We start from the raw sequence: 19,509 nt of genomic DNA on the forward strand, positions 1-19,509 counted from the left end.
GCAACTGCAAAAGGCTCTTAGCAACCGTTTCTTTGACTCGCTCGACGAGCTAACAGCAGCGATCGACGCCGCTCTCGACAAACTCTCTGTTCCTAAAGTGAGTAATTACTTCTAGTGTCTACTATAGTTGGTACGGTTGGACGTCGATCGAATCGGTGACAGTGATGGATTCACTTCGATAGTTCGTCTGTCCATCCCACGCGCTACAGGTACCCTGTGTGGCGTTGTACTCCCGACACGTTCGACGGGTGGTTCGAACCGTCGTCTCGATAGTCGCTTCGAGTGTGAGCGTCGTCGGTTCCTTGCTGGCCGCTAACTCACTGTAGGTGAGTCGCGGTCTTTGCGTCTGATTCTGTCGAGCGACGACGTTGCCGTCGGCGAGTAATCGCGTCTCGCTCACGCGAGTCTGTGTGACAGCGTGCGAGACGGTACGATTCTCCGAGCGACTCCCGCTTGGTGTTCGGATTCTGAAGTCGACGACGCCGAGGACTTCTCCTGATGGAGCGACGTAGTGCGTTCGCTCACTCGCAGAGGTGTGCACGATCGTCGACGGTTGGACACTCACCAGCGTCGCATGCGCATCTTGGATATACCGTCCATCTTCGAGGACAGCATGCCTCGGTGCCGCCGACGTCTCGGCGTCCGTCTGTGGGAACTCACCGTGTTCGCCACGGTTCCACTGTTCGACAGCTTGAGGGGGTTCGTTGAGCGGGATGTCCGTTCCCGAGGCGAGTGTCTGGAGGGCCCTACTCGAATCGTTCTTCCCCGTGAGTACGATCTCGTCGGTATCGTTCGACCAGAGTGGGGTGAACGCGGTGTCGTTCACGCCGTGGTCCGAGGACTCCGGAGGGTGTGCACTCACAACCGCTGGAACGACGACGAGCGAGGCCAACAGTGTCACTACCAGCGACACCCGATTCTGTCGGCTCAGAACCCGCAACTCGTGCCACCTGCGACGACGTTGTTCAGGATGAACTGCAAGATCGTCGTCGCGAGGGGTGCGACGATGACGCCCCAGATGACGCCCTGATTACGGATCTCTTTGAGTTCCTTCTTCATATCGGTACGAGGGACCATTGGAAGCGCAACGGTCGCACCCAGTGCGAGGACGCCCCCGATGAGTGGCCCACCGAACTGGATGACTGTAAAGAGGTTCCTGACCGTCAGCGCCATATCTGACTCACAGAAGGCCGTCCCCACTGTCTGAGCTGCAGCGGGGTCGACGGCGAGGAGTGAGAGCAATCCCACTGTGAGGCCGAAGCGGCCGACAATCCGTCTCCAGGGAGCGATGCGACTAGTCGTCTCGTCTGTCGGCACAGTGGCCGACGTCGATGGTCGTGACATTGCGGTCGGTGACGCAACGAACCGGACCTTCTGCTAAGACCGCGGCAGGAAGCGATGGAACGAGTACGTCTGATACTCTCACTTCTGTACCGGGTAATAAGTTTTGTGTACAGTTTTGAAAAGTAACCAGAATATAGTTATTTACAAATAAGATACAACCAATTTACGTACCAGTTTTGTACCGACCTACCAGGAAATTGGCGTAATTCGACACTCTCTCGAAAACCGACTGTAGTCTCGTGCCTGTGCGGCGGTCCAACACCCGAATCGCACCGACAAACGTCGTATCACTACGAGATCTCGTAGGTGACGACCCGGGTGGGTCCGCAGTATGGACAGTGGCTCCGTTTCGACTGTAACGTCGTTCCACAGTACCGACACTCGTACACGATAGTCGTGTTCGACCGTCCGAATAACCACGTCCACCTCGGACTCATACTCTTCCCCAACCGTCCTCACATCGCCAGTTCCGAACGAGGCTCATAGTGCCTCCTGGAGGTCGTACATTCGCTCTCGAATCGTCACTGCTGAGACGTCTGCGGCGTCGGCCAGTTCTGCTTGGGTTTGCTCCGTACCGAATTCCTGTCCCGCCAGATAGATCGCCGCAGCGGCGACACCCGAGGGCCGACGTCCATTCGAAACGCCCTCGCTTTCTGCCACCTCGATGAGTTCGCGTGCCCGGTTACGGACGACGTCATCGACATCGAGTTCAGAGACGAGTCCGGGAAGGAGCTGACGCGGCGTCTGGACAGCCGTCGCCAGTTCGAGTTCGGCGTTGAGAACACGGTAGCTGTTCAAGACCGTATTCTCGTCACACCGAGCAACCGCTGCGATCTCTCTCGCCGACCGGGGAAGTCCCCGGCATCGACAGGCAGCGAATACGCTCCCTGCCGCGAATCCTTCGAGTGATCGCCCCCTGAGGAGATCGTCACTCTGGGCCTGTCTGAACAACACACTGGCAAATTCGCGGATGTCGTGTTTCAGATCCAGCGCTCCAACGATTCTGGCGATCTCTCCACAGGCGAACGCGAGGTTTTGCTCGGCTTTCGACCGGAATCTGGCTCGGTTGTGTTCACGACGCAGTCGACGGATTTGTCGTCGTTTCTGCTTCGAAAGCGGCCGTCCGTTGGCGTCGCTGCCCCGTCCGATTTCGCTCGACAGTCCACTGTCGTGTCTGGCCGGCGTCAGCGGTGCGCCCGTCCGTCGGGTATCCGGACCGTCGTCGAACCAGCGCGGTCGGTTGCCGTAAGCGAGTCCGTGGCCGTCGACGACGAGGCCACAGTCCGTACACGCTCGCTCGCCGCCATCTGTCTCGATGTTGCCCGCACATTCCGGGCAGTCGCCGTGCACATCGTTTTCGGGATCTTCGTCGAAGCCATCTGCGTAAGGTTTGGAACTACTCATTCGTTTGTATGGGGCTCGTGTTTGACGGCCCCGCACCCGTCAGGGGGCAATAAAAAACGGGCTGTCGGCGTCGTGTGGATCTCCGTCGCCTGTCGGGATCGACAATTGGCTGGCTCCCAAGCTCCGTTGAATCGGAATTGAATACTGGCCGTGATACTCAAGAATATGTCAACCGAAACCGATATATCTTGATTAGCGGGCCTATATTTAGGATGTTAATCTACTAAAACGGCTATCGTCAGATTTAGGCAGGTGGAAAACGGTTGCTTAGTCAAATGAATCCTGCCGATTTTGAGGACGGGCCGGGATGGATCGACCCATACGAGGAGATTCCGTGCTACCAACCTGCTGGGCTCCCACCGGAACTCTCCTACACCGACGACATCCTCCGCGCCTACGGGGACGCACGCTATGCACTCGGACAGCTCTCGACACTCCACGACGACATCGAGAACGAGAACCTTCTCATCGCACCGTTTGTCGTCCGAGAGGCGGCGATGAGTTCGCAAATCGAAGGTACTGATGTCACTGTCTCCGATATTGTCCTTCACAATCTCGACGACGATCCAGAGCGTTCAGCAGCCAACCTGCGCGATATCCGAGAAGCGTATAATTACGTCGAAGCAATTCGGACGGGATTCAACGCTTTGGATGAAGGCAGACAGATCGATCAGGAACTTCTCTGTGACCTCCACGAATCATTACTGATCGATGTCCGTGGCGAGAACAAGCGTCCGGGACACATTCGAGATGATCTCCCTGTCATGATTGGTCCGGACAACCACATCGAAAACGCTCGATTCGTCCCGGCAAATCCAAACAGTGTCGCACTCCTCCTTGATCAGTTACTCTCGTACATCAGAAACGGGAGCTACCCGCCGCTGATCGATATCGCGATTACGCACTATCAGTTCGAGACAATCCACCCATTCCGGGATGGAAATGGACGGCTCGGACGGCTTCTCATTATGTTGCAACTCTACCAGGCGAACCTTCTCTCTGAGCCGTATCTGTACCTGTCGGCGTATTTTAACCACTACCGGACTGAGTACTTCGACCGCCTCCTCGCTGTGAGTCAACACGGTGAATGGGGGGCGTGGATCACGTTCGTCCTGAACGCGATAGCTGAGCAGGCTATCGATGCCTACCAGTGTGGCATTGAACTTGTGTCGCTCCGTTCGGACTACCGGAACCGCTTTCCGAACAGCCCAGCAGTCCGGGATGTCATCGATCATCTGTTTGAAGAGCCGTATCTTCAAGCCCCACGAGCCATCGACGCAACTGCTCGCTCACGACAGGCAGTCTACGACGCGATTGAGAAACTCAGCGACGAAGGAATCATCGTAGAATTGACTGATAAAGAGCGGAACAGGGTTTACAAAGCGCCGGACATCCTTGCCCTCGTTGAATCTCCCTGAGTATCGAAAGGGCAACAAACGACTCCTCCAATTTCTCCGTCAGAAAAACGTAGGTGGTACATGGGCTGTCTGGTATGACGCGTACGCAAACGACGAAATGTCGGCAGACGAACTCTCTCTCTCAAAGTATTGGATATGGTATCTAAGCAATAAGCGAACTGTCGGTGTAGTGTCGGCTCTCTCCCGTGCCTGAATTCGCAGGATGCCACATCGCACTTGTGAATCTCCTCCGTCTGTCGGAATCAACGATAGAGCGAAATAACCAGATTAGTAAAATCGAGATTAGTAAAATCACAGTTTAGATAACCGCCACTATTATCACGACGTCGCGTCAAGAAACACCATGTCGCATCCTCGCTTTATCAATCGCCAAGACGAGCTTGACCTGTTGCGGTCGCGGTTCGAGAGTGCGAGTGCTGAGTTACTCGTCATCTACGGGCGACGACGGCTCGGGAAGAGTGCACTCGTCCGTGAGGCAATCAAAGGACAGGAGGATGCGGTATACTGGCAGGCGACAGAAGAAACGCCAGAGGCCCAACTTGCCAATTTCGTCGATACTGCTAGCGAGGCGTTTCCACTACTGGAAGACATCCAGCGTGACTGGGAAGCACTGTTGCGGGCGCTTGGTCGAGAGGATGCTATCGTCGTTCTTGATGAGTTTCCGTATCTCGTTGAGTCCGACGACGCACTCCCCTCGAAGGTACAGCGTGTCTGGGACATGCATCTTGAGGACACAGAGATGACGCTCGTACTCGTCGGCTCTTCGATTAGCATCATGGAGGAGAAGGTCCTCAGCGGTGGGAGTCCGTTGTATGGTCGCCGAACCGCGAGTATTGACTTACCGCCGCTTTCGTTGGACGATGCACGGGAGTTCTATCCCACCGAGGATTCAGATGAGGAGATTCAGTTCTGGGGTGTCTTCGGTGGGACACCATACTATCTTCAAGCACTGGCACCGGATGCGACGCTTGCAGAAAATATCCAGTCACTCATCCTCTCCGAGCATGGCGTCCTCCGCAACGAACCGGAATTCCTGCTGCGGACGGAGTTCGGGATTCGCGAGCCACAGACCTACTACACGATTTTGAGAGCGATTGCCACTGGAAAGCGCGCAGCCAACGAGATTGCGGATTTCGCGGGAGTGGACTCCAACGCGCTCGGGTCTTACCTCTCGAAACTTCGTCGACTCAGACTCGTTGAGCGTGACATCCCGGTGACGGCGAACCCGAACGCCACTCGCAAGAGCCGATACCGGCTAAAAGAGCCCCTGTTTCGCTTCTGGTTCCGCTATGTCTACGGACAGGAGGGTAAAATCTCACAGCTCGGTGATGACGCATACGCGGAGCTTGTCAACCCGTCGTTAACAGACTACATGGGCCCGATGTTCGAGTTAGTCTGTCAGAACGCCCTTTCCTCGTTGGTTCCGAAGACATACCGTGGGATTGGGTACTGGTGGCATCAACATCACGAACTGGACGTCGTCGGCCTTGCAAGCGATGGTACGCTCGTCGCCGGCGAGTGCAAGTACACTACCCGACAGATGCATGAGGGCGATCTTGCCGATCTCGAACGCAGTGCGTCGCACGTAGATTGGACTCCGCCTGGTGGAGGTGACCCCACCAATCATTACTGCTGTTTCTGCCGCTCCGGCTTCTCGGATGGACTACAGCAGGTCGCCGACGAACGGGCCGACGTCTCGCTGTTCGCGCCCGACGATATCGTTTCGGGGCTGTCAGCGACCCACCGCTGAAGCTGTGGGCTTGTCGGTGGACTCCCGTTCTGCCGACACGGGCGTGTCGGACGCCACGTCAGTAGCGTTCACGGTCATTATCCCCGACTTCAGGGCGTACTGACTGAACGCCCCTCCAGCGAGGGACTTCTGCCCCCGCTGGAGTTTGAATGCGAGTTTCCGCGCCACGTTCTTCGCCGCGTTGTAGTCGGCGTTCACCGAGTACGAACAGTCGAGGCAGGCGAACTGTTGTCCCTCTCGGTTTTCCCCGAGCGTACAGCCACATTTCGAGCATTGCTGGCTGGTGTAGGACGATTCGACTGTCTCGACCACGATGTCGTGTTCGTCGGCTTTGTACGCGACTTGTTCCTGCAACGCACGGAATGCCCACTGCTGGAATTTCTTGCCGTCGCTGATACGCTCACGAATCCGCTCTAAGTCCTCGAACGCGATGTGCGTACAACCGTGGCACTTGGCTTCCGCGACTATCTGCTTGGAACACTGATGGAGGTAATCCTCACTCCAGCACCCGAACCTGTCACCGATACGATGGTAGGTCAGATGGGCGCTCCGCGTGCCTGTCTGTTGCAAGCTGGCACGCCGTTTCTCGAACTCACGGCGCTTGTGGTTGAGGTAGTCAGCGTTTCCGATGAACCTGCCCGTACTGGTGACGGCGATGTGGTCGTCAACGTTGCAGTCCACGCCGAGGACTCTCGAATCCTCGGCTTTCTCAGGACCGCTCGCGTCTATCTCCCGTTCCATCGCGGCGTGCAGGTAGAACTTGTCGGCTTCGCTGTCGTAGTGGACGGTGCTTGTTGAGAAAGAGTAGTCGTCGTTCAACAGGTACTCGCCGTGTGGTGTGCCTTCTGGGTCGTCGGGCAGGTCGTACTCGCATTCGACTCTACCGTTGACGGTGGCGAGGCTCACTTTGTCGCGGTAGTAGGTGGCGGCTCGCTTGTCGTAGACGATGCTGAACGTGTCGTATTCGGGCTTGCTGGTGTTTTCGCCCTCGGCCAGCCTGTCTACGCAGTTGTCGATGTCGTCGGTGGCGCGTTTGATGGCTTTCTGAACCAGATTCGCGTGCAGGTAGTCTGTTTCTTCCCGAAGATCATCGTAGATTGCGCTTTCAGCTTCGCTCTTGCTGGTCACGCAGTCACCCTCAGGATAGCGCCATGCCCAGTCTGCGGTACGATTCGCGCAATACTGGAATTTGGAATTGGTAGCGTGGAGGTCGCTCTTACGGTCGTCAGGCACGTCGAGGCGGACGCGAACCGTCCGAGTTACCTCCCACGCCATGCGTGTCAGAAAAAGAGCGGGTATGTATTAATATTTTTCAGCAGCGTTGGAGAGTCAGCAATGCAGGTTAGCGGTGGATTGGTTCACTGAGTGTACGCGCTTCCTCCCACCCGTGAACGGGTGGGCTTCCGCGCTGTACTGCTGTGACAGTCGCAATCCTTCATCTCGATGAGTGCAATTTTCAGGAGGAACTCGTCGCTACGCACTTACACAGATTCGTCAACGACTCTGCACGACTGCATTTGGCTTACATTGTACTCACGGCAATATGTAAGTGGATTAGCTCACGTTGTACGCTCAATGGGCTCCGATAAGACGCGAGTTCAGTTCCGGGCCCCGGATCGACTCATCGACCGGGCCGACGCACTCGCTGCAGTTTTGGGAGAGGACCGAACAGGCATCCTCGTCTCCGCACTTCGTGAGTATCTGCAGGACGCCACCCACGACGACGCACTCACCCAGGAAATCGCTGATGCCTACTACGACGACGTCATCACCTACGAGCAGCTCAAAGCGCTCATCGGTGCAGAAGAAGCTTCCAACCTCCGTGTCTTGAAACAGCAGCTTGACGAAGAGTTCGTCGACGGGGTCGCTAAGCTCTAGACGGAGTAGTTGACTCGCCCCGTTCTGGTTGCATCTATCGGTCGTTATCCTCTTCACTCGGGTGTGGACGATCCGGTGCAGCGGCATCCCATTCTTCCGGATTGATTCCTCCGTCTTCATCGTTGAGACGAGTGGTGTGCGTATGAAGGTCGTATGCCTCAGTGACACGCTGTAAATCGTCCTCTCGGTACCTGACGTCGAGGTTGAGGTCGTCGTACATCCGATCGAGCATTGCCAGTGCCGACTGGAACTGGGCGTAGTTCTCGCGCATATACTCGACGGCCTCCGATCTGGGGAGCACCGGATAGCCTTCGACATGTTCGATTTCGAGCGACTGACGTGGTTCGAGGACAATCTGTAGCGGTCCGTCCAACTCGTCTCGGGGCTGTCGCTCGAATGCCGTGGGTAGGTCGAACGAGTCGAAAAACGCCTCCCATGCATCGACGTTCTGCTCACGAACGGCAAGGAATAATGGATAGTCGTTGGGGTCGCGACCGACTTGGTAGCCGCCCTGTGTCCACACATAGGCGGCGTCGATTCGTGTGAACGCGAACGGCCAGTCACCGGACTGTGGAAGGACGTAGGCCTCCTCGATTGAGGGTGGACTGACGCCAGCGCTGGCGGCGACGAGATTGCGTGCTGCGTCTCTCACGCGGGTGTCGTTGACAGCGAGGCCCTCGTCGTAGCTGACGTATCCCGCCTTTTCGAGTCGATTGACGGCCTGTCTTGCCGTCTCATACGGGATCTGGAGATGCTGCGAGACACGGCGGATGGAGTCACCACTCTCGATAGCGAGGATGATCTGTGCCGCCGTATCGTCGAGAGTCTCGTACATTTGATAGCTACCCATAATCCGGTAATAGTTAATAGAGTTACTAGATCCTGGTCGGAGTAGTGGCGCGTATCTACGACCTGAAGAACGTTGTATTGCGTCTGTTCCACCTATAATCTCTATCGAGCGGAGTCGATCCCAACTACTATTGCTATTTCTACTGGTCCGCCTTCTCAGTCGAAGTCCTCTCGCCCATCGCGAAAGCAAGGCCAGCACGGCACGGAATCCGGCAGTCCGTCACACTCACAGTCATCGTCTGTTTTCTCTTCCTCACCTTGCGAGACGCTCGCTACTCGTTCGCTGTTCGATTGCTCTCCCCGCGCTGACGGCCGCATGGCTTCGCCGCCGTCGGCTCGGAGTTGGACGTCGGTAACGAGATCGACGATCGGTCGGCGAATCGCGACGCCGACGCGATGCTTACAGGCGCCCTCGAAATGTTCGTCGGCCGGGCAAGTACACGAAACCGGTACGCCGTCTTCGATCTGGACGAGGTACTCGTGATTTTCCGGGTCGGCGTAACTCCCGTTTCGAACACGGATTCGGTCTCCGAGTAGGTCGAACTCGAAGGCTTCGTACTGGGCGCGCTTTGCAACTCGGCTGGTGAACGCCAACTGCGAGAGTGGGTTCGGCGTCGGTTTTGCGTTCGACATTGTCTGTTTCAGGACACGAGTGAGTGTGCCCCGCGCCCCTCGCGGGGCACGATAGAACTGTACGTTCGTCGTCCGACCGCATCCCACTCAGGCGGCCCGACTCACTATTGCGGGAGAACCGGGGAGAACCCATCTGTAGCGCCGTCGGTGGAAGTGTACGCTATGTCCGCTTCACTCCCGTCTAACTCGAGGGCATACGTTCGGAACTCTATCAAAATAGCCGCAACTCAGTTGGCATCGCTATTGTAGGCGCCACGAGTTTCCCATTCCCGACGGATGAGTTCTCTGACACCGTGTTCAAGAATGGTTTTGCCGAACGTCGTAATCCGATAGTAGCAATGGATGCCGTTCCCATCGTTACGGGCTCTCTTTTCGACGAGCCCGACGTCGACCAACTTATCCAGATGGTAGTGGATAGTACTCTTATCGAGGCCCATCCCCACCTGCTCGTACAGCTCAGATGGCGTTACCTCGTCATGGTCGGTGAGATAGACAACTATGCGGTATCTGGCCGGGTCGCTGATGGCTTTTTGCATTTCCAGGTACTCTTCGAGGTCTAAGAAACTATCTGGCGGGAGATCCCATTCTTCACGCTCCCACTCACCATTACCCGGCCCGTCGCCATCCTCTGGCCGAGTTTCCATACGAGACATATATCCAGATTGTCTCTCTACTAACTTAGTCGTTCTCAAATTGACGAGTGCCAAATAACACTCTTTTTATATAGGCTATTCGAAACACGCATATGGTCCGGTCGATTTCGAGGGATCTCATTATCAACCGACTGCCCGCCGTTCAGCGGGATAGATTCTTAGTCTATGTGATGGGACCGTACAAATCTTTCAATCTGAACTATGTCCTCCCCTCAGAGGCCCGAGAAGATATCTCAATAGAAGACCTACCAGGCCCTCTCAGACAGCTATTCCAAAATAAAGATGACATCGATGAGGCGAAAGCCCTTCTCCGGCGCGTTCAGGGGTCACTGAGGAGTAATCCAGCTGTCAATGCATTCTTAGCAGTCGACATCGGGATAGACACAGATAGGGTAGATGCTGCGACACAGAGCATCGAATACGCCACCTGTGCGAATATGACTGTCTTCATCCTCCCCTATCTCGGACACAATTTTGGGGTTGGTGAAGAAGCTGGCAGCGTTCTTGAGGCACTCAGTACGGGTGACGGTACTGATCTCGACGCTGGAGAACGTGAACGTGTTGTCTTTGCCAAGGAATCAGCTGTCTCTTCGGAAATGATTCGCTCAGCGAAGTCCCGGTGGGATGTTGCAGTGATTACCTACGACTCGGAATCCGAACTAGTTGACCACCTTCGGAACAAAGCTCGACGTCTTGTCAATCGAGAACAGTTCGGGGATCTCGATACGCTCGATTGAGTTTTTTGCTGAAATCCTGTTGGAAGGGTACGTATCCACTGGTTTTACTCGAAATCCTCTCGCCCATCGCGAAAGCAAGGCCAGCACGGCACCGAATCCGGCAGGCCATCACACTCACAATCATCGGTAGCGTCCTCCTGAGGAGTACTTGCCGCTGATTCGCTACCTGATTTCTTTGCTTGTGCCGCCGGCCGAATGGAATCACCGCCGTCAGCTCGGAGTTGGACGTCGGTGACGAGGTCGACGATCGGTCGGCGAATCGCGACGCCCACCCGATGCTTACAGGCCCCCTCGAAATGCTCGTCGGCCGGACAGGTACAGGAAACCGGTACGCCGTCTTCGATCTGGACGAGATACTCGTGATTCTCCGGGTCGGCGTAACTCCCGTTGCGAACACGGATTCGGTCTCCAAGTAGGTCGAATTCGAAGGCTTCGTACTGAGCGCGCTTTGCAACTCGGCTGGTGAACGCCAACTGCGAGAGTGGGTTCGGCGTTGGTTTTGCGTTCGACATTGTCTGTTTCAGGACACGATTGTGTGCCCCGCGCCCCTCGCGGGGCACGACAAAATTATCGACGACGTCGACGCACTCGAGAAATGTATCTTTACAGAGAACCGAGGAGAATGCCTGACCTGGTCACGTCCTACTCATCATCTCGCCACGATCCCCATACCTCCCGATACTTCCCGAGTTCGCGGTACTCCTTCTTCCGCTCGAAGGCGTCAATGGCGTAGATCGCCTCGTTGTCCTTGTCCCAATCAATCAGGACGCGGAAGTCACCGACTCGAAGTTTGTAACCGGGGTGATTCTTTAGTCGGTCAAGAAAGTGGTCCGGGAAGTCACCGATGTCCTCCAGCTTGTTGATAATCCGCTCGGCGTTCTCTGTCTCGAACTGCTCCAGCGTTTCGACCAACGTCTCCGTCAGAACGACTTCGTGAGCCACCGTTCTGCCCTCAGTCGTCGATACCGAGTCGTTCGCGGGCCTCGTCCGTCGACATCGTCCGCCCCGCAGCCACGTCCGCGTAGCCCTCGGACACACCCTCCTGCGCGCCGGGCGTCAGAATCGGCTCCGTGGTGTCGCGCAGCACCTCACGAATGAACTCCGAGCGGTTGGTGTACTCCAGTTCCTCGGCCAGGTCGTCTATCTCCTCCAGAAGCCGCTTCGGCACCTTCACGTTCAACTTCACCATCTCCCCGTCGCCGTTGTCGTCCGCGCCCGTGCTCATACTGCGTGGTACGCGGGTGGTACTCAAAGAACTGTCGCTCAGTCGTCGTCGCAAACCTACTCACTCCCTTCGGTCGCTCCTTGAGGAAGGGGACTCCGCGCTACCGCTTCAGTTGAATCAATCACGACGCTTGGGGGCGTCGTCGTGGACGAGGCTTTTCAAGAATCTCACACTATGTCACAACTGTGGCAATCTATGGTCCGTCCAATTCTACTCTAAGTCTGAATATTAGTATTGGATGTCTCTATATCCCACTCTATTTCCAATAATCTCCGAAAATTTTTAACTGAATCGCGTTCAAGGACCCGTAATGAAAGACGGATACGACCTCGCTCCAGATGCGCCAGGTCAATATATGCCGCTTCGGACCGACGAACGTCTCCCGAAGGCATACTTTCCGAACAAACTCCCACCGACACTCGAACTGTCTGCTGATGTCATCGCAGAAGTGTCCAGAGCGATGTGGGCCCTCGGTCGGCTAGAAGGGCTCGGAAGTGAAATCGACAATCCTGGCGCTGTGTTCAGTTCGTTTGTTTATAAGGAGGCAGAGCAGTCGTCTCAGGTCGAAGGGACAGCAGTGACTGTATCTGACCTCTATCGATACGACGTTGATGAACGTCTGATTCGAGAGACGGTTGAGAGTGACCACGAAGCCGATATCAGAGAAGCTCGCAACTATATTACGGCACTAGACGATGCTATCTCGTTTCTCCAAACCGCCGGTATCGAACGACAGAGTATCACGACGGAGCTGATCAAGTCGCTCCACGAGCAGCTACTGATCAAGGGACGATCAGATGGGGACGACCCATTACCTGGTGAATTTCGGCCAGGGTACGCTATAATCGAAGAGGAGGGGCCACACGGCCTCGGGAATCAAATTCGGTTCGTTCCGCCGAAGCCAGAAATGGTTCCGGGGCTGGTGGACGACCTGGAGCGGTTCATCCAGTTGGGGTCTGACTGGCCGGATCTAATCGACATCGCAATCGCTCACTACCAGTTCGAGACGATTCATCCGTTCAAAGATGGCAATGGACGAGTTGGTCGACTGCTCGTCGTGCTCATGCTCGTCTCGAGTGGGCTACTCCACTATCCAATGCTCTACTTGAGTTCGTACATCGAACGCCATCGGACTGACTACGCCGACCGACTGTTAGCCGTGAGCGAAGAGGGCGCGTGGGACGAGTGGCTCCAGTTCTTCCTCCGGGGCATTCGCGAGCAGGCGGAAGAGGCGTTCGTCCGTGCGAGGCTCCTCGTTGATAAACGGAAAGAGTACGAGTCCCGATATGCGGACAAAGCGAAATCTGTCCGTTGGCTCTCACTCGCACTGTTCGAGGATCCGTATTTTACTGTCCGGGAGGCCAGCGAACGGCTCGGTGTTGTGTACCAGACTGCGAATAACGCCGTTGAAACACTCGAATCAGACGGCGTCATTGAAGAGATAACCGGCAACGACCAGAATCGAGTATTCAGGGCAACAGAAATCATGGATATCGTTGAGCGGCCTGCGAATACCCTTCCGAATCAAAGCGAATTCGTGGATCTTGAGCAGACGTGGAAACTGCCCGAGCGTTGAGCTACTCACAGCTGGACAGTAGGTGTCGACCCTCCGAACAGACGTGGTCGGTACCCGACGGCGAGGCGTGAGAAAGTCTGATTCCCCGGCCTTCCCTCCTCCGCTAGTTCTCCCAACCTCGGGAATCCTCGGTCTTCAGGGTGATGTCACAAGTCACCTCTCCACCGGCGTCCGGACCAGAATCTCGTCACGAGTGCCAGCCCAGGCGTCGAGTTTCTTGCACATGTACTCCACCGCTTCCGCCGGCGAGAAGACGCCTTGGTCGACCATTTCACCGACGACGGCTTTCAGCGCTCGGAACTCGCCCTGTGCGAAGCCATCGCCCACTGGCTCGCCGTCGTACCACCGGACAGTCCTGAGTGCGCCGTTCCCGACGGTCGGTGCGTGCTCGATCGTTCGAGAGTCGTACTGGAGCCCGAACCAGTGGGTTCGATACGCCGTTATCTCGAACTCGGCGTCGACGACGTAGAACGCTTCGTGGTGCAGGTAATCGAGATGTTCGGTGATGATCGTCTCGATCGTCGTCCCGATGACGAGTGGATGCTGGTCGACCTGTGACTGTGGAGCAGCCGTCTCCTTAAGCACCCTGTTCACCGTTTCGTCCGTAGTGGCCTCTGCGAGTGCGTCAAAGAGGCAACGAGCAGCTTCGTTGTCTCGATCCCCACCGAAGGGCCTCTCGGGCGTGATGTCCCGCTTCAGACGAAGATTGCAGGCGCCCCAGTGAGAGTAGTGGCAGTTGTACAGGCTATCTGGTCGTTCGTACGCGATGAGTGCTCTGTGTCCCATTTCGGTCATGCGGGATGTGTGCCCCGCACCCGTCAGGGGCACAAAATACGTGCGTCGAGTCGCATCCGATACGTATGTGCGAAGAGATTCGGAGGCTGTACGAGCGGTATCAGTCGGCCGAGAGCGACGAGGAACGCCACGAGATCGCCCTCGAGATGGGGAAACTTGACGGCCGCCGCTATGCTGACATATACGCGGCAATCGAGAACGAATAGGTGGGCCTACGAGCTGCCGAATTTGCTCTTCACTCGGCGTAGCGTCTTGTTGCATAGAGTAAATCGAAATGCAACAATGTTCCCCACTAAGAGCCAGTACTTGCATTCAGACACACTAAATTCAATATTCTGGGGGACATAGTCGTCGTCGCGTGCATGAGAGGAATCGAGATAGAAGATACCGCACCCGGCGAACTCATTTCATACGGCAGAGAGTCGTACTACAGACCTGATCCACTCCCGCCCTCGCGGGAGCTTACATTAGATGCCGACTTTTATGATTTGTTGGCTGACGCTACATTCTGGCTGGGCAAGCTCAGCGGCGTCAGCCTCGAACTTGATTTTCCGCCCGTCCTCTACACTTCGCTCCTCCGGAAAGAAGCAATGGAATCTGCCGAAATAGAGGGTGCCAATATCGATTACAACGCGCTCTATAGCCTCGAAAACCGCAGTCTTGATGAGACTACCGAACCAGCTCCCAGTGAATCCGACACGAAGGACACACAGGAAGTCCTCAACTACGAGCAGGCTATCGAAGACGGCATTGACAAACTCGATAGCGGTGGAGAAATCTCCGTGTCGCTTCTTCACGGGCTTCACGAGACACTACTCACGGACGTTCCGGATGACCGCCTCGATACCGAGACAATTGGTGCGTATAAGACGGTCCCTAACCACCTTGGAGACTTTCTGCCACCAGTACCAGGAGAGATCGAAGGGCTCATGGACGCTCTGGTGACGTACTATCGGACTGGCGGTAGCTATCACACGCTCCTAGATATCGCACTGTTCCACTATCAGTTTGAAACGATCCATCCGTACGGCGATGGGAACGGACGACTCGGTCGGCTCCTTATTACACTCCAACTGTACGACGCCGGGCTTCTCGAACGACCGAACCTCTATCTCAGCGAGTACTTCAATCGGAACAAGGCGAGTTACGTCGACCGAATGGAGGCAGTTCGCACCCACGGCGACTGGGAAGCATGGCTGTCGTTTTTCCTCAAAGGAATTGCACAGCAAGCCGAGGAATCTGTCGATCGGACGCTAGCACTGGATACACTTCGCCGCCGTTATGAGAGCGAATTTGGAGGTGTCCAGTACGCGAAAAACCGTTTAGCGTGTACTCTCTTCGAGCAACCCTACGTGACGACTAAAACCGTCGCGAATCGGCTCGATATTGAGCGCTCAACGGCATACCGTGCGATTGCCGCCCTGGTGGACGAAGGTATACTGGAAGAGGTCACGGGCAAGAAGCGCAACAAGGAGTACCGTGCAAAGGAGATTTTCGATATTCTTGAACGCCCACCCCAAACGTACTGAGTTCTTGCTGTTCAGGATTCAGCGGTTGTCTGTCTCCCGTCCCTCGATACCGTGAGTATGTACTGGTGCCAACCTATCGTCACATCTCACTGTCAGTCGTGTTGGCTTCGTACCCAACACGCTTACCCTGTTGGGGAGAGAACCAACACCTAGTGAACTGTCTCTGGGTCACGTAGTTCGAGACGGCGACGTTGTCTCGTCATCACCAGAGAACCTTTCGCTCTCTCGAACGACCCGAGGCACTCGGCCTGCCCCGCCTGTAGAGTTCTGGGCTAGTGCCGATGAGTACTGGGACGCCGTTGACGCCGGACCAGACCGACCGTACTGACCAACCAAACCACCTCAACTGACCATGACCACGCTCCACATCACCGTTGGCGACCGCGAACAGCTCCGGAATGACGCGTTAGATTTCGTCCAGGCAGGAGAAGACGATACGCTCGATGACTCTGATGAGACAGTAACCTTGCAGTTCGGAAGTTACGACGATCTCGTCGATAGTCTCACCCCACTCCGCCTCGAGCTCGTCCAGGCGATCGCAGAACACGAGCCAGAAAGTATGCGTGAGGCTGCACGGCTCGTTGATCGAGATGTCTCCGATGTTCACTCGGATCTAAAGCAGCTGGAGGTAATCGGCATTCTCAAGCTCGAAGAGGGCGGCTCTGGCGGAGCAATACAACCTGTTGTTCCGTTCGACCGTATCGAGATGCATATCGACTATCCACTCGTTGATGACCTCGACACCGACGGCGCCCCGGCCAGTGCGTGATGCGTATCACTGGTACATGTATCGACCATCAGGTGGTGCAGTGCCGCTTCTCTCCGGAAATGGCGCGCGATGAACCGGCGCTCCCGCGCCGAGAACGCGCGAGGGGCGTCCGAGCGAAGCGAGGACGACGGCTGGGGAGGCAACGGGCGTCAACAAAAAAAGACCGCCCGCTCGGTCTACAACCGCTCGCTGCGCTCGCGTTCGGGGAACTCGACCCTGCTCCAGCCCGTCAGTGCCACCGAGACGCGCCCTTCGTACCAGCTCTTTGCGACCCCACGGAACCGCACCCACTCGCCTTCTCGAACCAGTTTCATGTCCGACTTCGTCCAGGCCGTGAACTTCGTCGTCCCCGTCTCGTCTTCGATGAGGCCCACCTGAGAGATGGTCGGCGTCGTCGGCTCCCAGAGCACCGTGACCCGCCCTTCGATACACACCTCGCTTCGATTCGTCGCCGCCAGTTTCCCGATCGGGACGACCATCCCCGGTGCGAGCCACTCTTCTTCGGTCACCAAGACCGACGCATCCACGATATCCGCACCGTCTGCCATCTTCTGGGCCACGCGCTTCGAGAGCGCCGCCGTCGTCGTTCCCGTCCGGACCCGTTCGTGTATCCGCCACGCCTGCTGATTCACGCTCGCCAACTCCGCCCGAGAGAGTTCGCTTCGTGGGTCCACCCGCTTTGAGTCCGCCCACTTATCCACGCTCGCCGCTCGCTCCTCGAATCGCCGACGTCGCGCTTCGTTCTTCCGTTCGACCACGGCCCTCGTCCGTGCCTCTCGGTCCGAGTCCGCTCTGCAGTCCCACCGGGTTCGGGTTCGCGAAATCTCCCACTCGCGTGCCTTCAACCGCTCCTCCCCCTCCAGGGTGAGGCCCCGTCCAGCCGCCTCGTAGTGGTTCGTATCGACGGTGCCCTGTATCTCTTGTTCGACCGACCGCCGCAGCTCCGGCGTCTCGTCGACGACGGCTTTCTGTTCAACGCGCTGTTCCTCGTGCCAACCTTCATATCCGATTGAATTCTCTATACTCATTGCAGTTAACCTGAAGGCGCCTACTCAGCGTCTTCTACCTTCCACGACTCTCCAGCCGTGGCTCTCATCACACCTCGACGACACCGACATCCTCGCGCGCTGTCCGCGCCTTCACGCGCCCGACAGGGCGCGGGCAGCGCGCGCCTTCGACAGGCACATCCAGAACCGCGCGACCGGCCAGGCCGCCCGAGCGGCCAGTTTCAAGTCGGTTTCCGGTCTGAGGCACGAAGACCGAAACCGCACTTGATGCTGGCGTCCCGAAAGGGCGAGCGAGGAACGAACAGCGAACGGCGTTCGCTGTGAGTGGTGCGGGCGTCGGCCGGGCGAGCGGGGCGGGCCACCCATAGACCCATCCAACCGCTTCCTGGTGGACTGAAAGGGCGAGGGCCGCTCGAGGAACCCCGACGACGTCCTCGCAAGAGCGCGGTGCTCTTGCGGGATGCTGAAAATCGCGGCCAGCGATTTTCAAAGCACAAGCACTGCAGCGAACGGCGTGAGCGAAGTCGTTCGAAAGGCGCATTGCGCCTTTCGTGATGACGAGAGAGCTTTGCTCTCTCGAACCACGCGCAGCGAGTCGTGGGAGTCGAACGGCCCGAGGGCTTTCGAGGTCACTGTAACACTCTCAGTATCTCCTTCACAGTCGTCGACAGAACTGCACGCAACACAACGCTCGACTGGTCTCCCTGAGACACACCACTGCTTCGAGTGAAGGACGGCGTGATAGCCTCTACTAAGACGCAGACTCGAAATTCTCACTCCAGCAATCTCCTCTCTCACTCTCGCCTCACCATTCGCTTCGTCCTACGGCGGGTCGGATGCCGTATTCAGCACTTCGAGGTCGTCCATCTCGTAGGCGCGACGCCAGAGCTTCAAAACAGCACGGGCAACGAGGGTCGGCTCTTCGACGGTGATACAGGATGCAACGGCTGTTTCGGAGTGTGCCACAGGTGGCTCGTGAAAGTGCTTTGCTGGTGAGTGCGTGTTTGGATGGCGATCGAATCGCCAGTTTACCTCCTCGGTATCGACGTAGTGAAATCGGTACGCACCAGACCGAAACCACGTCACGTCGAGTCGACACTGCTCCGCTGTGCCGATCCCGTCCTCGAACTGAATGGTGAGTTCTTGTGGGTGGAGAACACTGTCGAAACTGGTGGCGTCGACGAGTGGCTCCGCTTCGAGAAAGAACGTCCGTATCCTCCGCATGATCGTCACGTCGGGCGGGCCGACGGCACCGGCTAATTCCGTCGCAGGAATGCCTTCTCGATCTGTTTCGTCCATGCCTCAGGCTGAGAGTCCGTCTATGTCTTCGGCGAATGCACCCTTCGACCGATCGCTGGAACCAGCCTCATCAGAACTTCCACGGTCGGGATCGAAGTCATACAGAGAGAGCGCCGCCTGTGCGAGGTCGAGATTCTCCTCGATTGCCTGCCACTGTGAGATGATCTCCCAGCCGTCGTCAGCAGGCTCCAGTTCAAGTGCGAGGTCATCTGGGTTGGTCACGTCGTACTCGTCTTGATACGCCTGTATCTGGGACTTGAGCGACTGGATACCCGCTATCAACTCATCTCGTGTGAGCTCGGTGTGCAGTTCCTTTATCCGTTCCATCGCGATGGATTCGCTGGAGCGCTTGAACCGAGTTCCCTGGCCCGTGTTTTCGGTTGCTGCAAAGCCGCTGTCTGCGAGTGTTCGGAGATGCTTGCGAGCGCTCGGTTCGCTTACGCGAGCACGTTCAGCAATCGTCCCAGCATAGTGGAACGACGTCGTCGAGAGCAGGACCTCTTTGACGCGTTCGAATGGAGACGTTTCGTCTTTCCACTCCTCGACAACCGCTTCGTTCACGTCGCCCGTCCACAGACGGTCCTTTTCCATTGTTGTCTCTGGATACGAGATAGGGGCAAAAATAGTTTTGTGCGCTATATCT

General features: G+C 56.7%; 21 protein-coding genes and 2 pseudogenes. 9 read left to right on the forward strand and 14 right to left on the reverse strand.

What is annotated here, in order from left to right; genetic code table 11:
- Window positions 1-115 (forward strand): annotated as a pseudogene (locus EGH21_RS22650) (IS630 family transposase); the annotation flags it as partial.
- Between the two features lie 6 nt (window positions 116-121).
- Here the strand turns inward: EGH21_RS22650 and EGH21_RS22655 are convergent.
- The 3 genes from EGH21_RS22655 to EGH21_RS22665 all read right to left on the reverse strand — a co-directional run bounded on the left by EGH21_RS22655 (window position 122) and on the right by EGH21_RS22665 (window position 2,748).
- Window positions 122-862, reverse strand: a complete 741-nt coding sequence (locus EGH21_RS22655) for a DUF8186 domain-containing protein (RefSeq protein WP_220620683.1) — start codon at window positions 860-862, stop codon at window positions 122-124.
- A 65-nt stretch (window positions 863-927) separates the two neighbouring features.
- A complete protein-coding gene (locus tag EGH21_RS22660) occupies window positions 928-1,317 on the reverse strand; it encodes a hypothetical protein (protein ID WP_328765743.1) in 390 nt (129 codons plus the stop codon).
- Window positions 1,318-1,824: 507 nt separating this feature from the next.
- The gene (locus EGH21_RS22665) at window positions 1,825-2,748 is read right to left on the reverse strand and encodes a transcription initiation factor IIB (protein WP_220620685.1); all 924 of its coding nucleotides are present in this window, start codon (window positions 2,746-2,748) and stop codon (window positions 1,825-1,827) included.
- Between the two features lie 275 nt (window positions 2,749-3,023).
- On the opposite strand from EGH21_RS22665, the gene EGH21_RS22670 reads away from it, so the two are divergent.
- Together EGH21_RS22670 and EGH21_RS22675 are read left to right on the forward strand one after the other, a co-directional pair.
- Window positions 3,024-4,166: a Fic family protein gene (locus tag EGH21_RS22670; protein WP_220620686.1), complete on the forward strand. Its 1,143-nt coding sequence runs from the start codon at window positions 3,024-3,026 to the stop codon at window positions 4,164-4,166.
- A 343-nt stretch (window positions 4,167-4,509) separates the two neighbouring features.
- Entirely contained in the window at window positions 4,510-5,916 is a 1,407-nt protein-coding gene (locus EGH21_RS22675; RefSeq protein WP_220620687.1) for an ATP-binding protein, read from the forward strand.
- On the opposite strand, the gene EGH21_RS22680 is transcribed toward EGH21_RS22675, so the two are convergent.
- Window positions 5,899-7,191 carry an RNA-guided endonuclease InsQ/TnpB family protein gene (locus EGH21_RS22680; RefSeq protein WP_220620688.1) on the reverse strand — a complete coding sequence of 431 codons (1,293 nt, stop codon included), beginning with the start codon at window positions 7,189-7,191 and terminating at the stop codon, window positions 5,899-5,901. The genes EGH21_RS22675 and EGH21_RS22680 overlap by 18 nt on opposite strands.
- Before the next feature lie 300 nt (window positions 7,192-7,491).
- On the opposite strand from EGH21_RS22680, the gene EGH21_RS22685 reads away from it, so the two are divergent.
- Complete coding sequence (locus tag EGH21_RS22685) at window positions 7,492-7,794, forward strand: hypothetical protein (protein ID WP_220620689.1); 303 nt, start codon at window positions 7,492-7,494, stop codon at window positions 7,792-7,794.
- Window positions 7,795-7,969: 175 nt separating this feature from the next.
- Here the strand turns inward: EGH21_RS22685 and EGH21_RS22690 are convergent.
- The 3 genes and pseudogenes from EGH21_RS22690 to EGH21_RS22700 form a co-directional block, all read right to left on the reverse strand.
- A pseudogene (locus EGH21_RS22690) lies at window positions 7,970-8,629 on the reverse strand (helix-turn-helix domain-containing protein); the annotation flags it as partial.
- Window positions 8,630-8,799: 170 nt separating this feature from the next.
- The gene (locus EGH21_RS22695) at window positions 8,800-9,276 is read right to left on the reverse strand and encodes an SWIM zinc finger family protein (protein ID WP_220620690.1); all 477 of its coding nucleotides are present in this window, start codon (window positions 9,274-9,276) and stop codon (window positions 8,800-8,802) included.
- 227 nt (window positions 9,277-9,503) lie between these two features.
- Entirely contained in the window at window positions 9,504-9,929 is a 426-nt protein-coding gene (locus EGH21_RS22700; protein WP_236035769.1) for an ArsR/SmtB family transcription factor, read from the reverse strand.
- Between the two features lie 92 nt (window positions 9,930-10,021).
- On the opposite strand from EGH21_RS22700, the gene EGH21_RS22705 reads away from it, so the two are divergent.
- A complete protein-coding gene (locus EGH21_RS22705) occupies window positions 10,022-10,666 on the forward strand; it encodes a DUF7509 family protein (RefSeq protein ID WP_220620691.1) in 645 nt (214 codons plus the stop codon).
- Window positions 10,667-10,710: 44 nt separating this feature from the next.
- On the opposite strand, the gene EGH21_RS22710 is transcribed toward EGH21_RS22705, so the two are convergent.
- The 3 genes from EGH21_RS22710 to EGH21_RS22720 form a co-directional block, all read right to left on the reverse strand.
- Complete coding sequence (locus EGH21_RS22710) at window positions 10,711-11,178, reverse strand: SWIM zinc finger family protein (protein ID WP_220620712.1); 468 nt, start codon at window positions 11,176-11,178, stop codon at window positions 10,711-10,713.
- A 130-nt stretch (window positions 11,179-11,308) separates the two neighbouring features.
- Complete coding sequence (locus EGH21_RS22715; RefSeq protein WP_220620692.1) at window positions 11,309-11,608, reverse strand: type II toxin-antitoxin system RelE family toxin; 300 nt, start codon at window positions 11,606-11,608, stop codon at window positions 11,309-11,311.
- 10 nt (window positions 11,609-11,618) lie between these two features.
- The gene (locus tag EGH21_RS22720) at window positions 11,619-11,891 is read right to left on the reverse strand and encodes a ribbon-helix-helix domain-containing protein (protein WP_220620693.1); all 273 of its coding nucleotides are present in this window, start codon (window positions 11,889-11,891) and stop codon (window positions 11,619-11,621) included.
- Window positions 11,892-12,201: 310 nt separating this feature from the next.
- Between EGH21_RS22720 and EGH21_RS22725 the strand changes: the two genes are divergently transcribed.
- Entirely contained in the window at window positions 12,202-13,467 is a 1,266-nt protein-coding gene (locus EGH21_RS22725; RefSeq protein WP_236035770.1) for a Fic family protein, read from the forward strand.
- 153 nt (window positions 13,468-13,620) lie between these two features.
- Here EGH21_RS22725 and EGH21_RS22730 read toward each other — a convergent pair whose 3' ends face one another.
- Window positions 13,621-14,253, reverse strand: coding sequence for a DUF6735 family protein (locus EGH21_RS22730; protein ID WP_220620714.1), 633 nt, complete (start codon window positions 14,251-14,253; stop codon window positions 13,621-13,623).
- 74 nt (window positions 14,254-14,327) lie between these two features.
- Between EGH21_RS22730 and EGH21_RS22735 the strand changes: the two genes are divergently transcribed.
- From EGH21_RS22735 to EGH21_RS22745, 3 genes are all read left to right on the forward strand, one after another.
- Window positions 14,328-14,468 carry a hypothetical protein gene (locus EGH21_RS22735; protein ID WP_220620694.1) on the forward strand — a complete coding sequence of 47 codons (141 nt, stop codon included), beginning with the start codon at window positions 14,328-14,330 and terminating at the stop codon, window positions 14,466-14,468.
- A 156-nt stretch (window positions 14,469-14,624) separates the two neighbouring features.
- Window positions 14,625-15,791 (forward strand): Fic family protein, encoded by a 1,167-nt coding sequence (locus EGH21_RS22740; RefSeq protein WP_220620695.1) that lies wholly within the window; start codon window positions 14,625-14,627, stop codon window positions 15,789-15,791.
- A gap of 352 nt (window positions 15,792-16,143) precedes the next feature.
- The gene (locus EGH21_RS22745) at window positions 16,144-16,560 is read left to right on the forward strand and encodes an HVO_A0114 family putative DNA-binding protein (RefSeq protein WP_220620696.1); all 417 of its coding nucleotides are present in this window, start codon (window positions 16,144-16,146) and stop codon (window positions 16,558-16,560) included.
- Between the two features lie 176 nt (window positions 16,561-16,736).
- Here EGH21_RS22745 and EGH21_RS22750 read toward each other — a convergent pair whose 3' ends face one another.
- The 3 genes from EGH21_RS22750 to EGH21_RS22760 form a co-directional block, all read right to left on the reverse strand.
- Window positions 16,737-17,588, reverse strand: a complete 852-nt coding sequence (locus EGH21_RS22750; RefSeq protein WP_220620697.1) for a DNA-binding protein — start codon at window positions 17,586-17,588, stop codon at window positions 16,737-16,739.
- Window positions 17,589-18,389: 801 nt separating this feature from the next.
- Window positions 18,390-18,842, reverse strand: a complete 453-nt coding sequence (locus tag EGH21_RS22755) for a toxin-antitoxin system TumE family protein (protein ID WP_425433330.1) — start codon at window positions 18,840-18,842, stop codon at window positions 18,390-18,392.
- 27 nt (window positions 18,843-18,869) lie between these two features.
- Window positions 18,870-19,457 (reverse strand): winged helix-turn-helix domain-containing protein, encoded by a 588-nt coding sequence (locus EGH21_RS22760; protein WP_220620698.1) that lies wholly within the window; start codon window positions 19,455-19,457, stop codon window positions 18,870-18,872.
- Between the last annotated feature and the right edge of the window lie 52 nt (window positions 19,458-19,509).

Source organism: Haloarcula rubra, from assembly GCF_019599465.1.
GTDB lineage: Archaea > Halobacteriota > Halobacteria > Halobacteriales > Haloarculaceae > Haloarcula > Haloarcula rubra.